The organism is Stenotrophomonas sp. TWI377, assembly GCF_039674525.1.
In the GTDB taxonomy this organism is placed as follows: domain Bacteria; phylum Pseudomonadota; class Gammaproteobacteria; order Xanthomonadales; family Xanthomonadaceae; genus Stenotrophomonas.
Genome location: NZ_JBDJNT010000001.1, coordinates 769,094 through 787,742 on the forward strand (window position 1 = coordinate 769,094; position 18,649 = coordinate 787,742).

The 18,649-nt window shown below is 66.1% G+C and carries 16 protein-coding genes; 14 read left to right on the plus strand and 2 right to left on the minus strand.

Annotated elements, in window-relative coordinates; all coding sequences use genetic code 11:
* Nucleotides 1-29: 29 nt before the first annotated feature.
* The gene (locus tag ABE546_RS03315; protein WP_346462685.1) at nucleotides 30-638 is read right to left on the minus strand and encodes a glutathione peroxidase; all 609 of its coding nucleotides are present in this window, start codon (nucleotides 636-638) and stop codon (nucleotides 30-32) included.
* Between the two features lie 463 nt (nucleotides 639-1,101).
* Between ABE546_RS03315 and ABE546_RS03320 the strand changes: the two genes are divergently transcribed.
* From ABE546_RS03320 to ABE546_RS03350, 7 genes are all read left to right on the plus strand, one after another.
* Complete coding sequence (locus ABE546_RS03320) at nucleotides 1,102-1,356, plus strand: hypothetical protein (RefSeq protein ID WP_282262813.1); 255 nt, start codon at nucleotides 1,102-1,104, stop codon at nucleotides 1,354-1,356.
* Nucleotides 1,357-1,358: 2 nt separating this feature from the next.
* Nucleotides 1,359-1,721: a GntR family transcriptional regulator gene (locus ABE546_RS03325; protein ID WP_019185943.1), complete on the plus strand. Its 363-nt coding sequence runs from the start codon at nucleotides 1,359-1,361 to the stop codon at nucleotides 1,719-1,721.
* Nucleotides 1,718-2,593: an ABC transporter ATP-binding protein gene (locus tag ABE546_RS03330; RefSeq protein WP_346462686.1), complete on the plus strand. Its 876-nt coding sequence runs from the start codon at nucleotides 1,718-1,720 to the stop codon at nucleotides 2,591-2,593. The genes ABE546_RS03325 and ABE546_RS03330 overlap by 4 nt, the downstream gene beginning before the upstream one ends.
* A complete protein-coding gene (locus tag ABE546_RS03335; protein WP_313218815.1) occupies nucleotides 2,590-3,618 on the plus strand; it encodes a hypothetical protein in 1,029 nt (342 codons plus the stop codon). The genes ABE546_RS03330 and ABE546_RS03335 overlap by 4 nt, the downstream gene beginning before the upstream one ends.
* Before the next feature lie 27 nt (nucleotides 3,619-3,645).
* Nucleotides 3,646-4,530: a hypothetical protein gene (locus ABE546_RS03340; RefSeq protein ID WP_313212780.1), complete on the plus strand. Its 885-nt coding sequence runs from the start codon at nucleotides 3,646-3,648 to the stop codon at nucleotides 4,528-4,530.
* 30 nt (nucleotides 4,531-4,560) lie between these two features.
* Nucleotides 4,561-5,169 carry a DUF2884 family protein gene (locus ABE546_RS03345; RefSeq protein ID WP_313212781.1) on the plus strand — a complete coding sequence of 203 codons (609 nt, stop codon included), beginning with the start codon at nucleotides 4,561-4,563 and terminating at the stop codon, nucleotides 5,167-5,169.
* A gap of 94 nt (nucleotides 5,170-5,263) precedes the next feature.
* On the plus strand, nucleotides 5,264-5,689 hold the full coding sequence (locus ABE546_RS03350) for a hypothetical protein (protein WP_313212783.1): 426 nt from the start codon (nucleotides 5,264-5,266) through the stop codon (nucleotides 5,687-5,689).
* A 71-nt stretch (nucleotides 5,690-5,760) separates the two neighbouring features.
* On the opposite strand, the gene ABE546_RS03355 is transcribed toward ABE546_RS03350, so the two are convergent.
* Complete coding sequence (locus ABE546_RS03355; RefSeq protein ID WP_313212785.1) at nucleotides 5,761-7,173, minus strand: class II fumarate hydratase; 1,413 nt, start codon at nucleotides 7,171-7,173, stop codon at nucleotides 5,761-5,763.
* 295 nt (nucleotides 7,174-7,468) lie between these two features.
* Here ABE546_RS03355 and ABE546_RS03360 point away from each other — a divergent pair, with 295 nt between their 5' ends.
* The 7 genes from ABE546_RS03360 to lpdA all read left to right on the plus strand — a co-directional run bounded on the left by ABE546_RS03360 (nucleotide 7,469) and on the right by lpdA (nucleotide 18,412).
* The gene (locus ABE546_RS03360) at nucleotides 7,469-8,791 is read left to right on the plus strand and encodes a hemolysin family protein (RefSeq protein ID WP_313218816.1); all 1,323 of its coding nucleotides are present in this window, start codon (nucleotides 7,469-7,471) and stop codon (nucleotides 8,789-8,791) included.
* Nucleotides 8,792-8,828: 37 nt separating this feature from the next.
* Nucleotides 8,829-10,196 (plus strand): adenylosuccinate lyase, encoded by a 1,368-nt coding sequence (gene purB, locus ABE546_RS03365; RefSeq protein ID WP_346462705.1) that lies wholly within the window; start codon nucleotides 8,829-8,831, stop codon nucleotides 10,194-10,196.
* Between the two features lie 63 nt (nucleotides 10,197-10,259).
* On the plus strand, nucleotides 10,260-11,663 hold the full coding sequence (locus ABE546_RS03370) for a cupin domain-containing protein (protein WP_313210267.1): 1,404 nt from the start codon (nucleotides 10,260-10,262) through the stop codon (nucleotides 11,661-11,663).
* A 14-nt stretch (nucleotides 11,664-11,677) separates the two neighbouring features.
* Entirely contained in the window at nucleotides 11,678-12,586 is a 909-nt protein-coding gene (locus ABE546_RS03375) for a GNAT family N-acetyltransferase (RefSeq protein WP_346462687.1), read from the plus strand.
* 185 nt (nucleotides 12,587-12,771) lie between these two features.
* Nucleotides 12,772-15,603: a 2-oxoglutarate dehydrogenase E1 component gene (locus tag ABE546_RS03380; protein WP_313210271.1), complete on the plus strand. Its 2,832-nt coding sequence runs from the start codon at nucleotides 12,772-12,774 to the stop codon at nucleotides 15,601-15,603.
* A 43-nt stretch (nucleotides 15,604-15,646) separates the two neighbouring features.
* Nucleotides 15,647-16,840: a dihydrolipoyllysine-residue succinyltransferase gene (gene sucB, locus ABE546_RS03385; RefSeq protein WP_346462688.1), complete on the plus strand. Its 1,194-nt coding sequence runs from the start codon at nucleotides 15,647-15,649 to the stop codon at nucleotides 16,838-16,840.
* Between the two features lie 135 nt (nucleotides 16,841-16,975).
* The gene (gene lpdA, locus ABE546_RS03390) at nucleotides 16,976-18,412 is read left to right on the plus strand and encodes a dihydrolipoyl dehydrogenase (RefSeq protein WP_121037968.1); all 1,437 of its coding nucleotides are present in this window, start codon (nucleotides 16,976-16,978) and stop codon (nucleotides 18,410-18,412) included.
* Nucleotides 18,413-18,649 lie beyond the last annotated feature (237 nt).

Here is an 18,649-nt window from a genome sequence, read left to right on the forward strand (position 1 = left end):
TCGCACGCGCGTCCGAGATGTCGATATCGTCAGCGCTTGTTGGCGGTGACAGAGAGTTCACGTTCGATCGCCGCCACCAGCTTCGGATCGTCCGGCGTGACCTTGCTCGGGAACTGCGCCACCACCCGGCCGTCGCGGCCGATCAGATACTTGTGGAAGTTCCAGCCCGGGGACACGCCCGTGGCGTTGGCGAGACTGCGATACAGCGGCGTCGCGTCCGGCCCGGTCACCACCACCTTCTGGAACATCGGGAACTTCACGCCGTAGGTCAGCGTGCAGAACTCCTGGATCTGGGTCTCGTCGCCCGGCTCCTGCCCCTTGAAGTCGTTGGAAGGGAAGCCAAGCACCGAGAAACCACGCGCGGCGTACTTGCGCTGCAACGCCTCCAGACCTTCGTACTGCGGGGTGAAACCGCACTTGCTGGCGGTGTTGACCACCAGCAGCACCTTGCCGCCGTACTGCTTGGCCAGGTTGACTTCGCCCTTCCCGGCCAGCGGGCGGTAGCTCACATCCAGCAGATCGGCCGCCTGGGCCGACGCGCCCACCAGCAGGCCGGCCGCCAGCAACAGCAGGGACCAACGCGCCCGGCGCGGCGCGCGGTCGCGACGGACAGACGACAGCAGAGACACGTGGTGCATCGCGACACTCCAAAGTGGGGACAACGAGGGGGTGAACGGGCCTGGCAAGGGCTGCCAAGGCTGCGGTGGCACTATATCACCGGCGTTTTTGCCGCCGGACGCCGCCGGTCCGCCGGTTTCGGGCGCCCACCAGCAACGCGGTCGCGGCGCCACTTGCAGGGCGCGGCTCGATCCCATTCAGGGGCTGCTTTGTCGCATCTGGCGATGTCAGCCGCGGCGGCTGACATCCGCATATGATTGCCTGAATGCGCTGGTGGCTTGCCATACCATTGACATCAATGAATGTGCGCTGGCGCAGTTCGACGCCGCACACTGAGAACATATTGTTTATATTCAATGACTTGGGATATTTCGAACGCGGTCATGCCGCCCCTGCCATCAGTTGGGTATCGCCCCCTGTTGATCTTCGGCGTGCCGGTGTTATAGTTGCATACAACACCAGTCACCTAGACAGGGGAAGCCCATGAACCGCATGCGCCACCGCCACGCCGCCAAAGCCGTCACCGCCGCCTCGGCGTTGCTCCTGCTCGGCTGGTTCGGCATCCCCTCCGGTGACGCTGGCAGCCCTGCCAGCGCCGATGTGTTTGAAGGCCCGCAGGACGCAGGCGTCATCGAGGCAGGGACCGCCAACGGCGCCCCCACGCCCCCCCGCCGGCTGCACAGCTCCCTGTCCATGCCTTACTTCTCATTCGCGCAGTCGCTGAACCCACGGAGCTGACCATGAGCGATATTCAATGGAGCGATGGTGCTCCGATCTACCGCCAGCTGAAAGAGCGGGTGATCGCCATGATGCTTGACGGCATCATCAAGCCCGGCGATGCCCTGCCTTCGGTCCGGCAGGTTGCCGCCGAGTACCAGCTCAACCCCATCACCGTATCGCGCGCCTACCAGGAACTAGCTGATGAAGGCCTGGTCGAAAAGCGCCGCGGCCTGGGCATGTTCATGACCGAGGAAGCGGCCACGCAGCTGCGCAGCAGCGAGCGCGACCGGTTTCTCAATGAAGAATGGCCGCTGGTCCTGGAGCGCATCCAACGCCTCGGCCTGAACCTCGACGAATTGCTGCCCCAGGGGAAATCCTCATGAATGCCGTTGCAAGTGATGTCGTCATTTCCGCTCGAGGCCTGCGCAAGGCCTACAAACAGACCGTGGCGCTGGACAACACCAGTTTCACGATCGCACCCGGCCGCATCACCGGGCTGATCGGCCCCAACGGCGCCGGCAAGACCACCCTGCTCAAGGCGCTGCTCGGCCTGACCTCGGTGGAAGGCGAGCTGCGCGTGCTCGGGCTGGACCCGACCGAGCAGCGCAACGCCCTGATGAACGATGTGTGCTTCATCGCCGACGTGGCGGTGCTGCCGCGCTGGATGAAGGTGCGCGAGGCCATCGATTTCGTCGCCGGCACCCATCCGCGTTTCAACCGGGCGCGCTGCGAGCGCTTCCTGGCCTCCACCAAGCTGCATCCCAAGCAGCGCGTGCGCGAACTGTCCAAGGGCATGATCGTGCAGCTGCACCTGGCCCTGGTGATGGCCATCGATGCCAAGGTACTGGTGCTGGACGAGCCGACCCTGGGCCTGGACATCCTGTACCGCAAGGAGTTCTACCAGCGTCTGCTGGAGGACTACTTCGATGAGCAGAAGACGATCATCGTCACCACCCACCAGGTGGAAGAGATCGAGCACATCCTCACCGATGTGATGTTCATCCGCGATGGCCGCATCGTGCTCACCACCGATATGGAAGACATCGGCGAGCGCTATACCGAAGTGCTGGTGTCGGCCGATGCCGTCGAGGCCGCGCGCGCACTCAAGCCGATCGACGAACGCGCCCTGCCCTTCGGCAAGACCGTGCTGCTGTTCGACGGGGTGCCACGCGCCCAGCTCACGCCCTTGGGCGAAATCCGCAGCCCGGGGCTGGCGGATCTGTTCGTGGCCATCATGAAGGGAACCTACGCATGAACACCGTCAACCACCCCATCAGCAAGGCCAGCTCGTTCAAGTGGCTGCTCAAGCGTGAGTACTGGGAAAACCGCGGCGGGTTCCTGTATGCGCCGGTGATCGCCGGCGGCATCTCGCTGGTGATGAGCCTGCTCGGCATCGTGTTCGGCCTGGTGGCCATGCACCGTGCGGTCAAGAGCGGCGGCCTCCACCTCAACGACGAAAATGTCAGCATCAACGGCCTGGACCTGAGTCTGCTGACCAGCAAGCTCGATGCCAAGAACCTGCATGACCTGGCCAACGGCCTGGATCTGACCCTGATCCTGAGCTCGGGCTGGCCGCTGATCGTGCTCGCCTTCGTGGTGTTCTTCTACTGCCTGGGCGCCCTGTACGACGACCGTCGCGACCGCAGCATCCTGTTCTGGAAGTCATTGCCGCTGTCGGATACGTCCACCGTCCTGTCCAAGGCCGTGAGTGCGCTGCTGATCGCCCCGCTCATCGCGGTGATCGCCTCGGCCCTGACCATGTTCGGCTTCCTGGTGATGATCTCGATCGTGGTGATCGCCCACGGCGGCGATCCGATGCTGCTGATCTGGGGTCCGGCCAGCCCGCTGACCATTCTCGCCGGTCACCTGTCCTGGATCCCGGTCTACCTGCTCTGGGCCCTGCCGACCGTTGGCTGGCTGCTGCTGTGCTCGGCCTGGGCCAAGACCAAGCCGTTCCTGTGGGCGGTGATGCTGCCGCTGTTCGCCGGCATCATCGTCAGCACCACCAAGCTGATGACCCTGTTCGACCTGACCGGCGGCTGGTTCTGGAAGCACATCGTGGGCCGCCTGCTGCTCAGCGCGGTCCCGGCCAGCGACCAGTTCTACCGCGGCGAGTCGATGTTCAGCGGCAACGGCAACATGGACAACCTGGTCAACGAACTGGGCCCGAGCCACCAACTGGCTGCCTTCGCGATGCCGGAACTGTGGATCGGTGCCGCCGTCGGCGTGGTGTTCCTGTTCCTGGCCATCCGCCTGCGCCGCCGCGCCGGCGAAATCTGATCCCTGCCCTTCATCGAGGAACCGCCCATGATCCGCACGCTCGCTGTTGCTTCCCTGCTGTTGCTGCCGCTGACCGCGCTCGCCAATGAGCCGCAGTGCACGTTCAACGAAGCCCGTGACCTGAAGCTCGACCTGGCCGGCGCCAAGGCGGTGGTGTTCGAAGTGAACCAGCACGATCTGGTGCTGCAGGCTGGCCCGGGCGCGGCCCAGCTCGGGGGGCGCGCCTGCGCCTCCAACGCGGATTGGCTGCGCGAACTGACCGTGACCCAGCAGAAGGTCGGCGACAAGCTCGTCGTCCGCCTGCAGCGCGACGCCCGCAACACGCTCACCATCAGCGGCAGCAGCTATGCCTACCTGGACATGCGCGGCACCGTACCGGACTCGATCCTGGTCCAGCTCAAGGTCGGCTCGGGCGATGCCAGCGTCACCGGTGCGCACTCGCTGAGCGCGGACGTCGGCTCGGGTGACATCAAGCTTCAGGAGATCAAAGGCCTGGTGACCGCAGCGGTCGGCTCGGGCGATGTCATCCTCGACGGTGCCGGTGCGCTGAACCTGCTCTCGGTCGGTTCGGGCGATTTCAAGGCCCGCAACATCCGCGGGGACGCCAAGGTCGGCACGATCGGCTCGGGCGACTTCGAGCTGGATACGGTCGGTGGCAACGTCGAGATCGGCGTGGTCGGCTCCGGGGATACCGATGTGCGCAAAGCCAAGGGCAACGTGCGCGTCGGCACCGTCGGCTCCGGCGACACCGACCTGCGCGATATCGGCGGCAGCGTCACCGTGGACCGTCATGGGTCGGGCGATGTCACCGCGCGCGATGTCGGCGGCGACCTGCGCGTGGCCAACAGCGGCAGCGGCGATATCCGCCACAGCAACGTGCGCGGCCGGGTTGAACTGCCGCGCGGCAAGTAAGCCTCTCTTCTCCTCTGACGGATACGCATCATGACGACTCGACTGCTGCTGCCTGCCCTGCTGTTGTGCCTGCCGATCGCAGCCTGTACCGCCCCCGACAGTGGCAAGGGCAAGGCGCCCGCCGACCAGAGCGCCGCCGCCCCGGCGACCAGCGCGCTGGATACCGATGGCATCGGCAAGACCGTGCAGGAGGCCACCGAGAAGGCCCGCCGGGAGATCAGCCAGGGCAACATTTCCATCGCCAACGGGAAGACCCCGAAGGCGGAGATCAGCCCCCAGGGCGACCTGCTCATCGACGGCAAGGCGGTCACCGTGGACGCCCACCAGCGGGCGCTGCTGCTGGACTACCGCAAGCAGGTCGAGCAGCTCGCCAACGCCGGCATGGAAATCGGCGTGGCCGGTGCCAATCTGGGCGTGAAGGCGGCCGGCGAAGCGATCAAAGGCATGTTCTCCGGCGACACCCAGGGCATTGAGGCGCGCGTGAATGAAGAAGCCAGGAAGATCGAGGATCAGGCCCAGAGGCTGTGCGGGCTGCTGCCCGGCATGATGGCCAGGCAGCAGGCGCTGGCCGCCGCGCTGCCGGCCTTCCAGCCGTACGCGACGATGGACCAGAGCGACATCGACGACTGCGGCAAGTAACCCCGGCACTGCCTGCGACGATGCGTCGCAGGCAGGCCCTTCCCGGTGCGGGAGGACTACAATCTCCCCTCCCGTCGCATGCGTTGCCCTGCTCATGAAGAAGCTGAGTCTGTTGCTGTTCGCCCTGTTCTGCCTGGTCGCCACCGGTTGCGATCAGGAGTACCGCAATCACCGCGCCGAGCGCAGCAAGCCCAAGATCACCGTCAGCGACGGCATGGTCACCGTGCGCCGCGCACCTGCGCCGAACATCATCATCCTGCCCAACGGGCACATGAAGATCGATGAGATCGAAATTCCGCTCAATGAGGAGCAGCAGGCGATGCTGCAGGGCATGTTCGGCCAGCTGCAGGTGCTGCGCCAGAACACCCTGACCGACGCCCCGCCGGACCCGGCCAAGCGCTCGGTGAAAATCCAGGTGCCGGACGGCATGCAGCCGATCCCGCCGGATCTGATCACGAAGATCCCCGAGTTCAAGGATTACACCGAGACCTTCGGCAATCTGCAGGCCGCTCGCCACTGAGTTTGGGCGGGGACTCGCGCACAAAAAAACGGGCCGTTCGGCCCGTTTTTTATTTCCGGTCATACGCGCGCTCAACCGCCCCCGCCACCGCCGCCATGGATGCCACCGGCAGTGAGGGCCGCCGGATCCAGCAGCCTGCGCAGTTCGGCGTCGGACAGGCCACTGTCTTCCTTGGCCACGTCCAGCACCGGGCGTTGTTCCTTGTAGGCACGCTTGGCGATCGCCGCCGCCTTTTCGTAGCCGATGATCGGGTTCAAGGCGGTCACCAGGATCGGGTTGCGATCCAGTGCCTCGCGGACGCGATCCTCGCGCACTTTCAGCCCGGCGATCGCGGTATCGGCGAGCAGACGGGTGATGTTGGCCAGCAGGTTGATGCCATCGAGCAGGTTCGCCGCGATCAGCGGCAGCGTCACGTTCAACTGGAAGTTGCCGGTCTGGCCGGCCACGGTGATCGCGGTGTGGTGGCCGATCACCTGGGCGCACACCATCACGGTGGCTTCGGGGATCACCGGATTGACCTTGCCCGGCATGATCGAGCTGCCCGGCTGCAGCGCCGGCAGTTCGATCTCGCCCAGCCCGGCCAGCGGCCCGGCATTCATCCAGCGCAGGTCGTTGGCGATCTTGATCAGCGCCACGGCCAACGCATTGAGCTGGCCGGACAGTTCAACCGCATCGTCCTGCGCGGCCAGGCCTTCAAACTTGTTTTCCGCGCTGTCGAACTTGATGCCGGTCTGCTGCTTGAGCTGCTTGGCCACCAGCGTGCCGAACCGGGGGTCGGCATTGATGCCGGTGCCGATCGCCGTGCCGCCCAGCGGCAGGCGCCGCAGCCGCTTGAGGCTGTCCTCGATGCGATCCTGGGCCGAAGACAACTGCGCCGACCACGCACCGAATTCCTGCTCGAAGGTCAGCGGCATCGCGTCCATCAGATGGGTGCGACCGGTCTTGACCACCTTGCGCAGCGCACGGCCGCGCTTGTCGATGGTCTTGCGCAGGTGCACCAGTGAAGGCAGCAGCTGCTCATGCACGCCCAGCAACGCGGAGACACGCAGCGCGGTGGGAATCACATCGTTGGAGCTTTGCCCCTGGTTGACGTGATCGTTGGGATGCACCGCGGTCTTGCCGGCCTTGCCCGCGCGGTTGGCGAGCGTGGCAATGACCTCGTTGGCATTCATGTTCGAGGAGGTGCCCGAACCGGTCTGGTACACATCGATCGGGAAGTGCGCGTCGTGGCGGCCGTCGGCAACGTCCGCCGCAGCGGCTTCGATGGCCTTGCCGATGTTGCGCGGCAGATGGCCCAGCTCGACATTGACGTTCGCCGCAGCGCCCTTGACCAGGCCGAGCGCGCGGATGAAACCACGCGGCATGCGTTGGCCCGACACCGGGAAATTATCGACGGCGCGCTGGGTCTGCGCGCCCCACAACGCATCGGCGGGCACCTGCAGCTCGCCCATGCTGTCGTGTTCAATCCTGAAACCCTTGCTCATTGCTTCAACTCCGCACGTCTTTCGTGGATGAAAGGGAACCTGCGGCTGGCAACGGGCCTGATTCCCTGGCTGGCGGCTCTGATCACGATACTCTCAAGCACCGCTGAAACCCAAGACCGTGAGTGATCGGCTAGACTCGGGATCCGCTTCCATTCAGACAGCCTGCCGCCCCCATGGGTGACGATCCCGACAGTAGTACCGGGCGTGCCGCCGCGCACGCATCGATGACCGCCCTCGCCGCCCCGGCGACCGCGGGTACCCCTTCGCCCCTGGCAGCGCCGCTGCGGGGCCGCGAATGATCGGCAACCTCCTGCTGCTGGTACTGGCCCTGCTGCTGGTGGTGCTCAACGGCTTCTTCGTGGCCGCCGAGTTCGCCCTGGTCAAGCTGCGCCACACCCAGGCCGTCGGCCTGGCCGAGAACCACGGCTGGCGTGGGCGCCTGCTGCTCAACGTGCACGCGCACCTGGATGCGTACCTGTCCGCCTGCCAGCTGGGCATCACGCTGTCCTCGCTGGGCCTGGGCTGGGTCGGCGAACCGGCGTTCGCGCACCTGCTGCAACCGCTGTTCGATACGCTGGGGTTGACCCCGGAAGCCTCGCGCCTGACCGCTTTCATCATCGCCTTCAGCATCATCTCGTTCCTGCACATCGTGCTCGGCGAACTGGCCCCCAAATCGATGGCGATCCGCCGCCCGGAAGCAATGTCGCTGTGGACGGCCGCACCGCTGTACCTGTTCTACTGGGCGATGTATCCGGCCATCTGGCTGCTCAACAACAGCGCCAACGCGCTGCTGCGCCTGGCCGGCTGGGGTGATGTGGAGCACACCTCGCACCGTTATTCACGCGAGGAACTCAAGCTCATCGTGGGCCGCCAGCAGCCCACCGGCAGCGCGCCGGACCAGGACCTCACGCTGATGAGCCACGCGCTGGAACTGCCCGAACTGGTGGCCGGCGACCTGATGCGCTCGCGCGACCATATGCGTTCGTTCCGCGACGGGATGAGCCTGGCCGACGTGATGGCCGAGTTCGCCGAGAGCCGCTACAGCCGCTACCCGTGGTTCGACCGCGACGGCGAGGAAGTGCTCGGCATCCTGCACATGAAGGACCTGCTGGTGGAGATCGCCCGCGGCCATCCGACCGACGATCTGCGCCCGCTGCTGCGCCCGGCCAACCTGATCGCGCTGGAGACCCCGGTACCGCTGGTGCTGGAGCGTTTCCGCACCGGCACCACCCACCTGGCACTGTGCGTGGAAGAACACGGCCGCATCCTGGGCTACTTCACCCTGGAAGACCTGCTGGAAGTGGTGGTCGGCGATATCGAAGACGAGCACCCGCATATCGTCAAGGACGCCCCGACCCGCGGCGCGGACGGCACCCTGCTGGTGGCCGGCTCGACCTCCATCTTTCGGCTGGAGCGCCTGCTGGGCCATGACCTGAGCGCGCCCGACCATCTGAATTCGGTCGGCGGGCTGATCGTGCACCAGCTCCAGCGCCTGCCCGAGGAAGGCGAGCAGCTGGAGATCGACGGGCACCTGTTCACGATCAAGCGCATGGCCGGGCACCGGATCCAGGCGGTGACGGTGCGCATGGCACAGGCCGAGGACGCCGGGGCAGCGTAGAATGACGGCCCCCGCTGCCAACGACCTGCGCCCTGCCATGTCCGAATTCGCCCTCCTCGCCCTGTCCCCGCTCGATGGCCGCTACGCCGGCAAGGTCGACGCCCTGCGCCCGATCTTCTCCGAATACGGCCTGATCAAGGCCCGCGTGAAGGTGGAAGTGGAATGGCTGCTGGCACTGGCCAATGAGCCGGGTGTCGTCGAACTGGCCCCGTTCTCGGCTGCCGCCACCGCCCGCCTGCGCGCCCTGGCCGACGACTTCGCCCCGGCCCACGCCGCGCGGGTGAAGGAGATCGAGCGCACCACCAACCATGACGTCAAGGCCGTGGAGTACTTCATCAAGGAGCAGCTCGCCGCCGATGCCGAGCTGGGCCCGGCGCTGGAGTTCGTGCATTTCGCCTGCACCAGCGAAGACATCAACAACCTCAGCTATGGCCTGATGCTCGAGCAGGCCCGCCGCGAGGTGCTGCTGCCGTCGCTGGACAACATCGCCGGCGTGCTGCGCGCCCTGGCCCACGCCCAGGCGGCCCAGCCGATGCTGTCGCGTACCCACGGCCAGACCGCCTCGCCGACCACCCTGGGCAAGGAAGTGGCCAACGTGGTGGCCCGTCTGGAGCGCCAGCGCCGCCAGATCGCCGCGGTGGAGCTGACCGGCAAGATCAACGGCGCGGTGGGCAACTACAACGCCCACGTCATCGCCTACCCGGACGTGGACTGGCCGGCCTTCGCCCAGCGCTTCGTGGAAAGCCTCGGCCTGGTGTTCAACCCGTACACCACCCAGATCGAACCGCATGACAACGTCGCCGAAATCGGCGATGCCGCGCGCCGCGCCAACATCATCCTGATCGATCTGGCCCGCGACGTCTGGGGCTATATCTCGCTGGGCTACTTCAAGCAGAAGCTCAAGGAAGGCGAAGTCGGCTCGTCGACCATGCCACACAAGGTCAACCCGATCGATTTCGAAAACGCCGAAGGCAACTTCGGCATCGCCAACGCCCTGTTCGAGCATTTCAGCGCCAAGCTGCCGATCAGCCGCTGGCAGCGTGATCTGACCGACTCCACCGTGCTGCGTGCGGTCGGCACGGCCTTTGGCCACACCCAGGTCGCCCTGGACTCGCTGGCCAAGGGCCTGGGCAAGCTGACCGTGAACCCGGAACGCCTGGACGCCGATCTGGACGCCGCGTGGGAAGTACTGGCCGAAGCCGTGCAGACCGTCATGCGCCGCCACGGCCTGCCCAACCCCTACGAACAGCTCAAGGCCCTCACCCGTGGTCAGGGCATCACCACCGAGTCGATGCAGGCCTTCGTCGAATCCCTGGAGCTGCCGGCCGACGCCAAGCAGAGCCTGCGCGCCCTCACCCCGGGCGGCTACATCGGCCTGGCGGCGGACCTGGCAAAGGCGATCTGAAGGCATGGGCGCGGCACCGTCGCGCCCCCGAATACCCGTCTATACGCTGCAAGGATCTCCCCCATGGCCGCACGCAAGACCAAAACCCCCGTCATCGACATCCAGGCCCGCCCCGGCCTGCCGCTGGGCATGCCCGCAGCCACCTTCCTGCGCGACTACTGGCAGAAGCGCCCGCTGCTCATCCGCGGCGCCTTCCCCGATTTCGAAACGCCGGTCCAGCCCGAAGACCTCGCCGGCCTGGCCTGCGAGGAAGGCGCCCTGTCGCGCCTGATCACCCACGACCGCGCCACCGATGGCTGGAGCGTGCGTACCGGCCCGTTCCAGGAAGAAGAGTTCCCGGGCATGCCCGACCACGACTGGACCCTGCTGGTCCAGGACGTGGACAAGTGGGACGCCGACGTGCGCGCCCTGATCAGCCACTTCAACTTCCTGCCGCGCTGGCGCATGGATGACGTGATGATCAGCTTCGCCGCCACCGGCGGCTCGGTCGGGGCGCATGTCGACCAGTACGACGTCTTCCTGCTGCAGGCTTACGGCCACCGCCGCTGGCAGATCGATGCCAGCGAATCCATCAAGGGCAAGCGCCCGCCGCTGGACTTCCGCGACGACGTCGAACTCAAGCTGCTGCGCCGCTTCAAGCCGACCCACGACTGGGTGCTGGCCCCGGGCGACATGCTCTACCTGCCGCCGAACGTGCCGCACAACGGCGTCGCCGAAGACCCCTGCCTGACCTTCTCCTTCGGCATGCGTGCCCCGGCCTCGGCCGAGCTGATCAGCGACTACCTCGATACCCTGATTGACGGTGCCGACGAGTCCATCCGTTACCAGGATCCGGACCTGAAGGTGCCGCAGGACCCGAACGAGATCGACGTGGTCTCGATGAACCGCGTGGTCGAAGCGCTCAATGCGATCCGCATGAACGACCCGGACAAGCTCGGCGACTGGTTCGGCCGCTTCATCACCACCTACCGCGCCGCCGGGGAAGTGATGGCGCACGGCGAACCGCTGCCGCGCGAGGAGATAGAAGCCGCGCTGGGCGCGGGCGTGGAATTGCAGCGCCACCCGTGGGCGCGCCTGGCCTGGCGCCGTGCCAAGCGTGGCGCCAGCCTGTACTGCAGCGGCCTGGACTTCGCCCTGCCGGTCAAGGATGCCCAGGTACTGGCCGGCACCGAACAGATCGGCGCGGCGCTGTACCAGAAGCTCTCGGCCAAGGGCCGTGATGCCGTGCAGGCGCTGGTCGCCGGCGGCTTCTACCAGCTGGTGGACGATGCCGGGTTGGAGGATGAAGACGACTACGTCGCCGAGTACGACATCGTCGACGGCACCGACGCGGTCGAGGTCATCGATGACGAGGCCATCCAGGCCGACGTGCACGAGGTCACCATCCATGACGACGGCATCGAAGTGATCGTCGATTTCGATGACAGCGACGAGACCGACGGCAAGGACGAGCCCCCGCGCGGCTGATCCGCCCGCCCGCCATGGCCGCCTCCGGTTTCCAGGTTGACGTGGTCGATTACCCGGCGCAGCACGCCGCGCTGCACCGGGTGCGGTTCACCGTGTTCGTCGACGAACAGCAGGTACCGGCCGAGCTGGAGATCGACGCGCTCGATCCCCTCAGCGTGCACGTGCTGGCCCGGGAGACCGACGGCGCGCCGATCGGTGCCGGCCGGCTCACCCCGGATGGGCGGATCGGCCGTATGGCGGTGCTGGCCGCCTGGCGCGGCAAAGGCGTCGGCGACGCCCTGCTGCAGGCCCTGATCGATCAGGCCCGGGCCCGTGGCTGGCGCGAGGTCGGGCTGCATGCGCAGCTGCCGGCCCGCGTGTTCTACACCCGGCAGGGCTTCCTGCCGGAGGGCGAGGTGTTCGACGAGGCCGGTATCGCCCACCAGCACATGCGCCTGACCCTGTCCGGAGCGGTCGCGATCGACCGGGCCGAGGACGCCGTGGCGATCACCACCGCACTGGTCCACCGCGCCCGCCGCCAGCTCTGGATCCACAGCCGCCAGCTCGACCCCGGCCTGCTTGATGCACCGCCGGTGCTGGAGGCGCTGCGACGCTACGCCACCGCCCGCCACGACAAACAGGCCTGGCTGATCGTCCACGACAGCGCCGCCATCCGGCAGGCCGGCTCGCCCCTGTTGACCCTGCTGCAGAGCCTGCCGAGCGTCTTCCGGGTGCGCGAAGTGAGCGATCCGATCGACCGCGCGACGGCATCGGCCTGCCTGCTCAATGACGCGGGCGACTACTACTTTCGTCTGAGTGGCCACCGCTTCGACGGTGAGGCGGGTGTGTCCCAGCCGGCACGTTCGCGGCCGTTGCAGGACGGTTTGCAGCGCGTATGGGAACGTTCGCGTGATTGCAGCGAACTGCGCGCACTGGGCCTGTAGCTCACCCCACGCTCCCGAACCTGTCTGGGAATGACACCGCGGTCCCCGCACTGGCCCGTACGGTGCCCCTTCCTGTCTCGATGGGGGTACAATTTGGGGTGTTAGATACCGCCCGCGCAGGGCTATTCACTTTTCCCTGCCGGATCATCGAAGCCTTACCCCACAAGCGAATCCGACTCTCCATCGTGGACAATCAACTGAAGCAGTTTGCGCAATCTTCGCAGCTCGCCGGCGGCAACGCCTCCTATATCGAGGATCTGTACGAGCAGTACCTCGTTTCTCCGGACAGTGTCGATCCCAAATGGAAGACCTACTTCGACGGCTTCCAGGGCCGCGAAGCCGGTGATATTCCGCATTCGGCCGTCATCGCCCACATTGCCGACGCCGCCAAGAATGCCGTCAAGAGCGGCACTGCCGCCGGTGCCGGCGACGAGCGCGAGCGCAATGTCGGCCGCCTGATCACCGCCTACCGTTCGCGTGGCCACATGGCGGCCCGCCTGGACCCGCTGAGCCTGACCGCGCCGACCAATCCGCCGGATCTGGGCCTGCCGTTCCACAGCCTGTCGGAAAGCGACCTGGGCAGTGAGTTCAGCACCGGAGGCGTCGCCGGCCAGCCGCGCATGAAACTGCGCGACCTGCTGGAGCGCCTGAAGAAGACCTACACCGGCTCGATCGGTGCGGAATTCATGCACATCTCCGAGGTCGAGCAGCGTCAGTGGCTGTACCAGCGCCTGGAACTGGCCGGTGGCAACTACAACCTGGATGCCGATACCCAGCGCCGGACCCTGGAGCGCCTGACGGCTGCCGAGGGTCTGGAGCGCTACCTGCACACCAAGTACGTCGGCCAGAAGCGCTTCTCGCTGGAAGGCGGCGACTCGCTGATCCCGATGATGGACACCATCATCCGTGACGCCGGCAAGGATGGCGTCAAGGACGTGGTGATCGGCATGGCCCACCGCGGCCGCCTGAACGTGCTGGTCAACACCCTCGGCAAGAGCCCGCGCAAGCTGTTCGACGAGTTCGAAGGCAAGTTCGAGCACGACGACCACGCCTCCGCCGGCGACGTGAAGTACCACATGGGCTTCTCCGCCGACGTCTCCACCCCGGGTGGCGCCGTCCACCTGGCGCTGGCGTTCAACCCGTCGCACCTGGAAATCGCCGATCCGGTCGTGGCCGGCAGCGTGCGCTCGCGCCAGGAACGTCGTGGCGATACCGCCCGCAAGCAGGTGATGCCGATCCTGATCCACGGCGACGCGGCCTTCTCCGGCCAGGGCGTGGTGATGGAGCTGTTCCAGATGTCCCAGGCCCGCGGCTTCGCCGTCGGTGGCACGGTGCACATCGTGGTCAACAACCAGGTCGGTTTCACCACCTCCAATCCGCTGGATACGCGCTCCACGCGCTACGCCACCGACGTGGCCAAGATGATTGCCGCCCCGGTGCTGCACGTGAATGGCGACGATCCGGAAGCCGTGGTGTTTGCCGCCCAGCTGGCCTTCGAGTTCCGCCAGAAGTTCGCCAAGGACGTGGTCATCGATCTGATGTGCTACCGCCGTTGGGGCCATAACGAGGCCGACGAACCGGCGATCACCCAGCCGCTGATGTACCAGGTGATCCGCAAGCACCAGACCACCCGCGAGCTGTACGCCGCGGCGCTGGAAGCTGCCGGCGTGATCGAAGCCGGCGGCGGCAAGGCGCTGGTCGATGCCTACCGCAACAAGCTCGATGCCGGTGAAGTCACCACCGAGCTGGCCCAGGTCGAAAAGACCCCGGCCACCAGCAAGATGTACGTGGATTGGCCCAAGCTGCTCAACGGCAAGCTCTCCGACGCGGTCTCCACCGCCGTCGGCATGGAGAAGGTCAAGCAGCTGGCGCAGATGATCAACACCGTGCCCGAAGGCGTGGAACTGCACTCGCGCGTGGCCAAGGTCTATGACGACCGCCGCAAGATGGCCGCCGGCGAGATCCCGGGTGACTGGGGCTTTGCCGAGAACCTGGCCTACGCCACCATCCTCGACGAAGGCAACAACCTGCGTCTGGTCGGCCAGGACGTGGGCCGCGGTACGTTCACGCACCGCCACGCGATCCTGCACGACCAGAAGACCGACAACTACTACCTGCCGCTGCGCCAGCTGGTCGAGTCGCCGGAACAGGCCACCATCATCGATTCGCTGCTCAGCGAAGAAGCGGTGATGGCCTATGAGTACGGCTTCTCCACCACCGATCCGAACACCCTGTGCATCTGGGAAGGCCAGTTCGGCGATTTCGCCAACGGCGCCCAGGTCGTGATCGATCAGTTCATCGCCGCCGGCGAAGCCAAGTGGGGCCGTATCACCGGCCTGACCCTGCTGCTGCCGCACGGTTACGAAGGCCAGGGCCCGGAGCACAGCTCCGCGCGTCTGGAGCGTTTCCTGCAGCTGTGTGCGCTGGAGAACATGCTGGTGTGCGTGCCGTCGACCCCGGCCCAGGCGTACCACATGCTGCGTCGCCAGATGCGCATGACCACCCGCAAGCCGCTGATCGTGATGTCGCCCAAGTCGCTGCTGCGCCACAAGCTGGCCGTGTCGACCCTGGACGAACTGGCCAACGGCGAGTTCCAGCACCTGATCGGCGATGCCAACGCAGACGCCAAGAAGGTCAAGCGCGTGGTGCTGTGCTCGGGCAAGGTCTACTACGACCTGCTGGAAGACCAGACCAAGCGTGGCCAGGACGATGTCGCCATCATCCGCGTCGAACAGCTGTATCCGTTCCCGCGCGTGGCACTGGCAGCAGAGCTGAAGAAGTACGGCAAGGCGGCCGATGTGGTGTGGTGTCAGGAAGAACCGCAGAACCAGGGTGCCTGGTACCAGATCCGTCACCACCTGCAGGCATGCCTGGCCGATGGCCAGAGCATCCATTACGCAGGTCGCGCCCGTTCGGCATCGCCGGCCGCTGGACACATGGCTGACCACATCATCGAACAGCAGAAGCTGATCGCCGATGCCCTGGTCAACACGTTCAACGACTCGGTCGCTGAATAACTCTCCCCCTCATTCTAGAAAAGACAAACCAGGAAGCTCCCGCATGGCCACCGAAGTCAAAGCCCCGGTACTGCCCGAATCCGTCGCCGACGGCACCATCGCCACCTGGCACAAGAAGGTCGGCGATGCCGTCAAGCGCGATGAAAACCTGCTTGATCTGGAAACCGACAAGGTCGTCCTGGAAGTGCCGTCGCCGGTCGATGGCGTGCTGAAGGAGATCAAGTTCGAGGTGGGTGCCACCGTGACCTCCAGCCAGGTCGTGGCCATCATCGAAGAAGGCGCGACCGCTGCTGCTGCGCCGGCCGAAGAGAAGAAGGCCGATGCCCCGGCCGCTGCTCCGGCAGCGGCCGCTGCCGCAGCGCCGGCCCCGGCCACCAAGTCCGCTGCCGATTCGCTGCCCCCGGGCGCCCGCTTCACCGCCATCACCGAAGGCGTGAACCCGGCCGACGTGGACGGCACCGGCCGCCGCGGCGCGGTGACCAAGGAAGACATCGTCAACTTCGCCCGCAACGGTGGCGCCGGCAAGTCCGGTGGCGCACGTCCGGAAGAGCGCGTGCCGATGACCCGCATCCGCAAGCGCATCGCCGAGCGCCTGATGCAGTCCAAGAACGGCACCGCGATGCTGACCACCTTCAACGAGGTCGACCTGTCCAAGGTCTCGGCCGCGCGCAAGGATCTGCAGGACGAGTTCGTCAAGGCCCACGGCATCAAGCTGGGCTTCATGAGCTTCTTCGTGAAGGCCGCCGCCAACGCGCTGCAGCGCTTCCCGCTGGTCAATGCCTCGATCGATGGTGACGACATCATCTATCACGGCTACTCGGACATCTCGATCGCCGTGTCGACCGAGAAGGGTCTGGTGACCCCGGTCCTGCGCAACGTCGAGCGCATGTCGTTCGCCGATATCGAAAAGACCATCGCCGACTACGCCAAGAAGGCCCGTGACGGCAAGCTGAGCCTGGAAGAACTGCAGGGCGGCACCTTCACCGTCACCAACGGCGGCACCTTCGGCTCGCTGCTGTCGACCCCGATCATCAACCCGCCGCAGAGCGCCATCCTGGGCATGCACGCCATCAAGGAGCGTCCGATCGCGCAGAACGGCCAGGTCGTGATCGCGCCGATGATGTACCTGGCGCTGTCCTACGATCACCGCATCATCGACGGCAAGGACTCGGTCCAGTTCCTGGTGGACATCAAGAACCAGCTGGAAAACCCGGGCCGCATGCTGTTCGGCCTGTAAGACCTCCCACCCCTCCGCGCCCGCGCGGAGGGGTTCTGGTTTTACGGCACTGCACCGCACTGCCCTGCTCTCTCCCCCGGCGCCTGCGCGCCACCGGCTTCAAGCGAAGCTCGGGAATGCAACAAGGAACTATCAATGGCTGAACAATTCGACGTCGTCGTCATCGGTGCCGGTCCGGCCGGCTACCATGCCGCCATCCGCGCCGCGCAGCTGGGTCTGAAGACCGCCTGCATCGACGCTGCGCTGGGCAAGGACGGCAAGCCGGCCCTGGGCGGCACCTGCCTGCGCGTGGGCTGCATCCCGTCCAAGGCGCTGCTCGATTCCTCGCGCCAGTTCTGGAACATGGGCCACATCTTTGGCGACCACGGCATCAGCTTCAAGGATGCCAAGATGGACGTCGAGGCGATGGTTGGCCGCAAGGACAAGATCGTCAAGCAGTTCACCGGCGGCATCGCCATGCTGTTCAAGGCGAACAAGGTCACCGCGTACTACGGTTTCGGTGAGCTGCAGCCGGGCAACATCGTCAAGGTCAAGCAGCACGACGGTTCGGAAGTCGAGCTGAAGGGCACCAACGTCATCATCGCCGCCGGCTCGGATTCGATCGAACTGCCGTTCGCCAAGTTCGACGGCGAGACCATCGTCGACAACGTCGGCGGCCTGGACTTCACCGAAGTCCCCGCCCGCCTCGCCGTGATCGGCGCCGGCGTGATCGGCCTGGAACTGGGCAGCGTCTGGAAGCGCCTGGGTTCGGAAGTGACCATCCTGGAAGCGCTGCCGGACTTCCTGGCCGCTGCCGATGCCGAAGTGGCCAAGACCGCCTTGAAGGAATTCAAGAAGCAGGGTCTGGACATCCGCCTGGGCGCCAAGGTCTCCAAGGCCGAGGTGACCGGCAAGGGCAAGAAGAAGGAAGTCGCCCTTACCTACACCGATGGTGAAGGTGAGAAGAGCCTGATCGTGGACAAGCTGCTGGTGGCCGTTGGCCGTCGCGCCGCCACCAAGGGCCTGCTGGCCGAAGGCACCGGCGTCAAGATCAACGAGCGTGGCCAGATCGAAGTGGACGCGCACTGCCACACCGGCGTCAATGGCGTCTGGGCGGTCGGTGACTGCGTGCGCGGCCCGATGCTGGCGCACAAGGGCTTCGAAGAAGGCATCGCCGTGGCCGAGCTGATCGCGGGCCTGCCGGGCCACGTCAACTTCGACACCATCCCGTGGGTGATCTACACCGAGCCGGAGCTGGCCTGGGTCGGCAAGACCGAGCAGCAGCTCAAGGACGAAGGCATCCCGTACAAGGCGGGCAGCTTCCCGTTCGCCGCCAACGGCCGTGCCGTGGCGATGATCGAGCCGACCGGGTTCGTGAAGGTCCTGGCGCATGCCGAGACCGATCGCATCCTGGGTATGCACCTGGTTGGCGCGAATGTGTCCGAGCTGGTGCACGAAGGCGTGCTGACCATGGAGTTCAGCGGTTCGGCCGACGATCTGGCGCGCATCTGCCACGCCCACCCGTCGCTGTCGGAAGTGGTGCATGACGCCGCCATGGCCGTGAGCAAGCGCGCGATCCACAAAGCCAACTGAGCCTTGTTGGTGGCGTAACGAAAAACCCCGCTTCGGCGGGGTTTTTTGTGGGCGAGAGGTAGTGCCGGCCGCTGCACAGCCCCTCGCCATGGGTAGTGCCGGCCGCTGGCCGGCTCCTCGCCATTTGGTAGTGCCGGCCGCTGGCCGGCTCCTCGCCATTGGTAGTGCCGGCCGCTGGCCCGCTCCTCGCCATTTGGTAGTGCCGGCCGCTGGCCGGCTCCTCGCCAAGGTAGTGCC

Coding starts and splice junctions, on each gene's coding strand:
- ABE546_RS03315 (WP_346462685.1), bottom strand. CDS start 638: ATGCACCACGTGTCTCTGCTGTCGTCTGTCCGTCGCGACCGCGCGCCG.
- ABE546_RS03320 (WP_282262813.1), top strand. CDS start 1,102: ATGAACCGCATGCGCCACCGCCACGCCGCCAAAGCCGTCACCGCCGCC.
- ABE546_RS03325 (WP_019185943.1), top strand. CDS start 1,359: ATGAGCGATATTCAATGGAGCGATGGTGCTCCGATCTACCGCCAGCTG.
- ABE546_RS03330 (WP_346462686.1), top strand. CDS start 1,718: ATGAATGCCGTTGCAAGTGATGTCGTCATTTCCGCTCGAGGCCTGCGC.
- ABE546_RS03335 (WP_313218815.1), top strand. CDS start 2,590: ATGAACACCGTCAACCACCCCATCAGCAAGGCCAGCTCGTTCAAGTGG.
- ABE546_RS03340 (WP_313212780.1), top strand. CDS start 3,646: ATGATCCGCACGCTCGCTGTTGCTTCCCTGCTGTTGCTGCCGCTGACC.
- ABE546_RS03345 (WP_313212781.1), top strand. CDS start 4,561: ATGACGACTCGACTGCTGCTGCCTGCCCTGCTGTTGTGCCTGCCGATC.
- ABE546_RS03350 (WP_313212783.1), top strand. CDS start 5,264: ATGAAGAAGCTGAGTCTGTTGCTGTTCGCCCTGTTCTGCCTGGTCGCC.
- ABE546_RS03355 (WP_313212785.1), bottom strand. CDS start 7,173: ATGAGCAAGGGTTTCAGGATTGAACACGACAGCATGGGCGAGCTGCAG.
- ABE546_RS03360 (WP_313218816.1), top strand. CDS start 7,469: ATGATCGGCAACCTCCTGCTGCTGGTACTGGCCCTGCTGCTGGTGGTG.
- purB (WP_346462705.1), top strand. CDS start 8,829: ATGTCCGAATTCGCCCTCCTCGCCCTGTCCCCGCTCGATGGCCGCTAC.
- ABE546_RS03370 (WP_313210267.1), top strand. CDS start 10,260: ATGGCCGCACGCAAGACCAAAACCCCCGTCATCGACATCCAGGCCCGC.
- ABE546_RS03375 (WP_346462687.1), top strand. CDS start 11,678: ATGGCCGCCTCCGGTTTCCAGGTTGACGTGGTCGATTACCCGGCGCAG.
- sucB (WP_346462688.1), top strand. CDS start 15,647: ATGGCCACCGAAGTCAAAGCCCCGGTACTGCCCGAATCCGTCGCCGAC.
- lpdA (WP_121037968.1), top strand. CDS start 16,976: ATGGCTGAACAATTCGACGTCGTCGTCATCGGTGCCGGTCCGGCCGGC.